The following is a 6,343-nucleotide window of genomic DNA, read 5'->3' as shown; positions in this document are numbered from 1 at the left end:
AACCACTACGTCCCTACGGTCCGGGCAGTGGCTGCCACGATGATAGGTGGTGGTTCGTGGCGGTGCGTCACAATCATCTGCAAGGAAGCACACGGTACGCGGTGGCCGGTCCAGTGCGGAGCGTGGGCTCGGCCTTTGTCGACTTCTGTCAGGCCCCGCAGCGGCTGCGGGTCGCGCAATGCACTTTCACCGTCGCCGCCCACCCTCCAGCGACGGGCGGCCGGGTCGCTTGCCATCAGCCACGACAGGGGCTGTCTGGTACCCGGCCCACGGGTTTCGTAGGGTAGCTGCTGCCTCCCGCCGCCAACCGGTCACACTGTGAAAGAACCGGGCGGGCGCTGACAGACCCAGGGCTGCCGACCCCGCCAACGGCCGCGTTCGGAACGCCAAGGGGGAGATCGTCATGGATCCGGTCGGGACTGTAACTCCCGAGCAGCGGGAGGCCGTCGCCACGCGGGTGGCAAGGCGGACCGGACAACGCCGCGGGACCATCGACACCCTGCGCCAGCCGGGCGGGATCGCCCGCGCCGACGAACCGGCACGGGTCGCCTCCCGGATCGACCGGCTCAGCCGCTACCACCCGGATGTCCGGCCGGTCAACCCGGCGGCAATCGCCACCGGGGAACCAGCCGCGGTGGCCGCGGCCGGTGCGATCCTCGAACGGATCATCCAGGTCAACGACCTCCTCGGCGTGGGCTATCTGGAAGGCGGCGTGGCCGCCGCCCGGGCCGTGGGCCGGATCAACATCCGCGACAGCCGGGGCCGGCTGATCGGCTACGGCACCGGCTCGCTGGTCTCCCCAGACCTGCTGCTGACCAACCAGCACGTTCTGCCCGACGCCGACACCGCGGCATCCAGCAGCGTCGAGTTCGACTACCAGGACGGGGTCGACGGCCGGCCGCTGCCGCTGCAGGGCTTCGCGCTGGCCCCGCAGCGGTTCTTCCTCGCCGACACGAACCTGGACTGCGCCCTGATCGCGGTGCAGGCAACCCCGGCGCAGCTCGCCACGTTCGGGTACAACCGGCTGGTCGAGGCCGAGGGCAAAGCCATCATCGGGGACTTCGTCACGATCATTCAGCACCCGCAGGGCGAAAAGAAACAGGTCGCGTTGCGGGAAAACCGGATCGTGGACCTCCTCGACCGGTTCCTGCACTACGAGACCGACACCGAACCCGGCTCATCCGGCTCCCCGGTCTTCAACGACCAGTGGGAGATCGTCGCCCTGCACCACGCCGGTGTCCCGGCACCCGCAGACGGCGAACTCGGCGGCACCATCAACGAGGGCATCCGGGTCAGCCGGCTGGCCGCGTTCCTGCGCGCCCAACACCTTCCCCCGGCCCAGCAGACACTGCTCGACCGGCTGTTCACCAACCAGACCACCCAGGCCGGGCTGCCGGCTCCCCGGCCCGCCGAACCGGTGGCACCACCGCCCGCCGGCAGTGCGCGGCAGTCCGTGGCGCTGACGGTCCCCTTCGACATCCGGCTGCGCGCCGACCTGATCAGCCCCGGCCAGCCGGTGGCGGCCGGGGAGGCGATCCGAATCGACCCGGACTACGCCAGCCGGCGCGGCTACGATCCGGACTTCCTCGGCGATGGGCATCGGGCGCCGCTCCCGACCCTGCATGCCGATCTGGTGCCGTTGGCGGCGGTCAACCGGCTCGCCGCCAACGGTGACCCGGCCTATGTCCTGCCCTACCATCACTTCAGCGTCGTGCTCAACCGACAGCGGCGGCTGGCGTTCTTCACCGCGGTCAACATCGACGGCAATGCTAGTTTCCGGCTGCGCCGGGAGTCGGACCGCTGGTCGTTCGACCCGCGGGTGCCAGCCGACGAGCAGACCGGGGAGGGGGTCTACCGCGACAATCCGCTGGACCGCGGCCACCTCGTCCGCCGGCTCGACCCGGCCTGGGGGGCCTCCCGGGTGGCCGCCAAGCTGGCCAACGATGACACGTTCCACTTCACCAACTGCACCCCGCAGCACGCCGACTTCAACCAGAACCAGACCACCTGGGCGGGGCTGGAGGACTACGTCCTGGAGAGCGCCGACAACCGCGACCTGAAGGTCAGCGTGTTCACCGGCCCGGTCCTCAGCCCGGACGACGAGCCCTACCGGGGGGTGCAGCTGCCCCGGCAGTTCTGGAAGGTCGCCGTGATGGTCAAGGACGGCGGCGGGCTGTCGGCCACCGCCTACCTGCTCAGCCAGGAAAGCCTGCTCGACGGTCTGGAGGTCGCGCCGGAAGCCTTCGCCTACGGCGCCTACAAGACCTACCAGGTCCCGGTGCGGCGGATCGAGGAGCTGACCCGGCTGTCGTTCGGCTCGGTTGCCGAGGCCGACCCGCTGGGCCGGGTGGAGGCGGTGAGCGGCGGCAGGGAGATCGGCCATCCGCGGCAGATCATTCTTTGACGGGGTCTGTTGCATCCGCAGGGTCCTTGGTCAGGCATGGCGAGTGGATGCGTCGATGCCCTGCCCATTTACCGGTTCCGGGTCTCCGTCGGCGAGGTGAGGAATCTCTTCGCCCTTCGGGCTCGCCTGGTTCCCCGGTATGCGGGGAACCAGGCGAGGGCGTGGGCGTTGCTCGATGATCGGGGTCGTTCAGCCGTGGGGGCGGTGGAGCACGTTCACCAGGAGCTCGTGTACCGCCTGATGATCGCGCGGGTCGTGCAATCGGGTCCGGCCGCCGGTGAGGGTGTACCAGTCCAGGGCTCCGGCGTAGCGCACCCGCGCGACGACCTCTCCGTCGGTGCAGATCGTGCGCAGTTCGAGCGCGCCGGTGATCGTGCCGACCTCGTCGGTCCACACCCCGTCCGGTGGGGCGGTGAATGGGGACTGGAGTTCATTCATGAACTTGTCATGGTCTGGTCATGAGGAGCAGGTGTTGAGCATACTCTGCAGGGCGGACTTCTCACTCGCCTGGAGTTTCAGGCCCCAATGATACTTGGACCTGATCCACATTTTCGAGTAGGTGCACCGGTAGCCGGAGAGCGGCGGCTGCCAGGTGGAGGGGTCCTGGTCGCCCTTGGCCTGGTTGACGTTGTCGGTGACCGCGATGAGCTGCGGGTAGCTCAAGTCGTTAGCAAAACTCTGACGTTTGCTGGTGGTCCAGCTGCTGGCCCCAGACCGCCAGGCTTCGGCGAGGGGCACCACGTGGTCGATATCGATGTCGGCCGGGTTGTACCAGGTGGCGCCGTCATACGGGCTGTACCAGGAGCCGGAGGTTGGGTAGCAGGCCCCGTCGACGATGACGTTTGCGCCGTCGCGCTTGAGGACAGTTTCCCGGGTGTTGCAGCTGCCGGAAATAGTGATCCAGTGCGGGAACAGGTCCCGCGAGTAGCCGGTCATGCTGCCCTCGGCGGCCACGGTCAGCGCGTTGAGCTCGGCTTGCGCAGTTGACTTACTCGGGATGTTGGGTGGGGTGGCCGACGCCGGAGTCGTCAGCACCGCCAGCGCGACGGCGGTCAGTGCCGCGCTGGTCAGGAGTGCCCAGCGGCGGCGCGACAGGGCAAGGGAACGGAACACGGCTCTCCTCTTCGAGGCGGGGAAATGAGCCTGTCAACCGTCCGCTAGACAGATGATTGTTCGGGTCCTGCTATCTGACCGGCGAATGACATCCACCGGAAGAATTCGGCCTGTCCGCCGCTGGTTTGTCATCCTGTCAATAGTTTGTCACCAGGTAGTGGCCTGGAATGGGTTGCTCTTGCCGGAAAGCCATGGCCGGCAAGTTCTGCCTGCGGTAAAAAGGTGAGGTCGAGGCGTGCATGCGGCTGTGGGTTGCCAGCAGGGCCTCGGCAAAGTCGTGGTCAGCAGGTCGTGAGGGCGTCAGGGGTCGTTCGGGGCGGCGGCGACGCTGGTGACGCTTGTCAGCGGAGGACGCCGACGGCGAGGTCCCGTGGGAGGAGTGGCGTGCCTGCCATTGCGATCCAGCGTAGATCACGAGCACCGGATGACGCCACGAGCATGATCACCAGATGCTGGGAGAACTGTTGGGTTACGTGATCCAGGGGTTTGAGCGCATCTCTGCTTCGCAGATCTGTCGGTGTCGTGTGCTACTCCTGATGGAAGCGGCGGCACAACCGGTGCGGCCAAGACTCGTCGGCATGGAGCATCGACTGTGCAGTTCAACTACTGGGATCTCGGCCAACAGCCGAGTGGCGCCATTGTCCAGATCACTCTGAGCGGGAACGCTGCCAACGTCCGACTGTTTGACAGCTCCAACTTCCGTTCGCTCAAGGCAGGTCGCCGCGCCACGGGCTACGGCGGCCACGCCACCCGCTCACCGATCCGTCTCCAGATCCCCCGCAGCGGCCACTGGTACGTCGTCATCGATTACGGTGGCTTCGCTGGCCGTGGTCGGGCCGGCGTACAAGTGTTGCCCGGCAGGCTGCCTGCGCTGCGGGAACGAACCGTGGCTCCGCTGGACCGCCTGGCTGACTCGGTCGCCGCGGTCAACCATGCCGACGACAACCTCATCCCCAAAGAATGGGATGTCTTTATCTCGCATGCCTCCGAAGACAAAAACGACGTCGTGCGCCCACTTGCATACGCGCTCCAAGAACTTGGCCTACGGGTCTGGTACGACGAATTCGAGCTCAGGATAGGCGACAGCTTGCGTCGTAAGATCGATCAGGGCATCGCCCGCAGCGCGTTCGGCGTTGTGGTGCTCTCGACCGATTTCTTCGCCAAAAACTGGACGCAGTACGAGCTCGATGGCCTGGTCATTCGCAGTGTCGACGGCTCGCAGGTGCTTTTGCCGCTCTGGCACAAGATTACAAAGGCTGAAGTCATGGCCCAGAGCCCATCGTTGGCCGACAAGCTCGCTCGCAGCACCACCGACAGCACGCTGGAAGAGATCGCAGCGGAGATCGCCGAGGTCATCGCGAGGGCGACGGAAATACCGGCCTGACCCGGGACAACAAGAGGAAAGCAGTCTCATGGCCAGCGCTCGACCGCGCTGCGAGTTTCGGTGACCACTATCGGGACGTGGCGCGTGGCAGGGCCGCCATCTCCCGCTCCAACACCCACGCGAACGCCACCCCGCTCTTCGGGAAGACCCACCCGTCGAAGCGCACGCCGACCGTCGGCGGCGTGACGTCCTTCGGGCTGCGCGACACCCGGGTGGGCTGGGCGCCAGCGATGAAGTCGAGCACGTTGACGTGCCGGATGCCGCAGTCGCCGTAGGCCAGCTCGACCTCCACGCCCTTGGCCGGCATGTCGAAATCGAGATACAGCACATGGCCGTGCTGCTGGACGAGCGCCCGGTAGGTGTAGGAGATCCTGGTGCCCTCGGTGGGTTCCGGCTCACGGCCGCCCGTATGCACCGTAAAGAGTTGGCCGCCGGAGCGCGCGCTCCGGCGGATCGGCCGCGGCCGATCGTCGACCGTTACCTGCAGCAACTCGAACGCCTCCGGAGAGGCAGCGTCGAGGCCTGGTCGGGTGGCCCGGGGGATCGCACCCCCGGGCTCCCACAGAACGGAGCGTGAACCTCTCGGTTCACTCCGCTCTTCTCACCGTGATCCGGTCGGCATGGATGCCCAGGCCCAGTGCGCGAACAGTCCGGGCTCTCGATCGAGGAGCCCGGTCCACCATGCCCTGAACCGCCTGAACGGACGAAGCCGTCTGTACCTCTTGCCAGCCCACCGCATCAGGTAGGTGTTGATGCGTTGCAGGAGGGAGGACATCCGCGACCGGTAGAACCGGCCGTAGTAGTTCATCCAGCCCGCCACGACCGGGTTGATCAGCGCGGCGAGCTCGCTCAGGTCGTGCCTGACACGCGTGTGGATCCGCCATCGGCGGACCCGCTGGCTCATCTTCCCCAGCGCCTCGGGGCTGACCGCGGGCTGGAAGCCCACGAACATCGTCCCGTCGGCTCTCCTGGCTCCCCTGGGCCGGAAGGTGTACCCCAGGAACGTGAACGAGGTGTGCTCGTACGAACCACGCCGCCTGTCGTCCTTGCAGTACACAATTTTGGTCTTGGTCGGGTGTAACCGCAGCCCGACCTCGGCCATCCGGCTGGCAAGCGCGGCCAGCACCACGCGGGCCTCCCGTTCCGACGCGCAGTGCACAATCGCGTCGTCCGCATACCGCTCGAACTGCACACCCGGGAACTTCCGGACCAGGAACAGATCGAACGCGTAATGCATGAACAGGTTGGCGAGCACGGGTGATATCGCCGACCCCTGCGGGGTCCCGCGATCCCGCCTTGCCAGGGTCCCGTCGGGCAGCCGCAGCGGGGCGGCAAGCCACCGCCTCACATAGAGCAGCACCCATTTCTGGCCGGTGGTGACGTTGGCCTCGACCGGGACTGTTTCAAGATCGGTGTTTCCGGCCCGACACGCCGGGCCCAGG

At 67.0% G+C, this 6,343-nt stretch carries 6 protein-coding genes; 2 read left to right on the top strand and 4 right to left on the bottom strand.

What is annotated here, in order from left to right; genetic code table 11:
• Nucleotides 1-403 precede the first annotated feature (403 nt).
• Nucleotides 404-2,404, top strand: coding sequence for a DNA/RNA non-specific endonuclease (locus DD1DGNOD_RS05120; protein WP_131766122.1), 2,001 nt, complete (start codon nt 404-406; stop codon nt 2,402-2,404).
• A gap of 189 nt (nt 2,405-2,593) precedes the next feature.
• Here DD1DGNOD_RS05120 and DD1DGNOD_RS05115 read toward each other — a convergent pair whose 3' ends face one another.
• Both DD1DGNOD_RS05115 and DD1DGNOD_RS05110 read right to left on the bottom strand, forming a co-directional pair.
• On the bottom strand, nt 2,594-2,842 hold the full coding sequence (locus DD1DGNOD_RS05115; protein ID WP_131766123.1) for a hypothetical protein: 249 nt from the start codon (nt 2,840-2,842) through the stop codon (nt 2,594-2,596).
• Nucleotides 2,843-2,860: 18 nt separating this feature from the next.
• Nucleotides 2,861-3,517: an HNH endonuclease family protein gene (locus tag DD1DGNOD_RS05110; RefSeq protein WP_131766124.1), complete on the bottom strand. Its 657-nt coding sequence runs from the start codon at nt 3,515-3,517 to the stop codon at nt 2,861-2,863.
• Between the two features lie 592 nt (nt 3,518-4,109).
• On the opposite strand from DD1DGNOD_RS05110, the gene DD1DGNOD_RS05105 reads away from it, so the two are divergent.
• Complete coding sequence (locus DD1DGNOD_RS05105; protein ID WP_131769569.1) at nt 4,110-4,901, top strand: DUF1883 domain-containing protein; 792 nt, start codon at nt 4,110-4,112, stop codon at nt 4,899-4,901.
• Nucleotides 4,902-4,968: 67 nt separating this feature from the next.
• Here DD1DGNOD_RS05105 and DD1DGNOD_RS05100 read toward each other — a convergent pair whose 3' ends face one another.
• Nucleotides 4,969-5,391, bottom strand: a complete 423-nt coding sequence (locus DD1DGNOD_RS05100; RefSeq protein WP_131766126.1) for a hypothetical protein — start codon at nt 5,389-5,391, stop codon at nt 4,969-4,971.
• 111 nt (nt 5,392-5,502) lie between these two features.
• The coding region (locus DD1DGNOD_RS05095) for a reverse transcriptase domain-containing protein (protein ID WP_241255474.1) at nt 5,503-6,343 on the bottom strand (841 nt) is incomplete at its 5' end.

Origin of the sequence: Candidatus Protofrankia californiensis (assembly GCF_900634765.1) — a bacterium.
Taxonomy (GTDB): Bacteria; Actinomycetota; Actinomycetes; order Frankiales; family Frankiaceae; genus Protofrankia; species Protofrankia californiensis.
The sequence above is the reverse complement of the archived record's forward strand: the minus strand, read 5'-3'. Positions and strand labels throughout refer to the sequence as shown.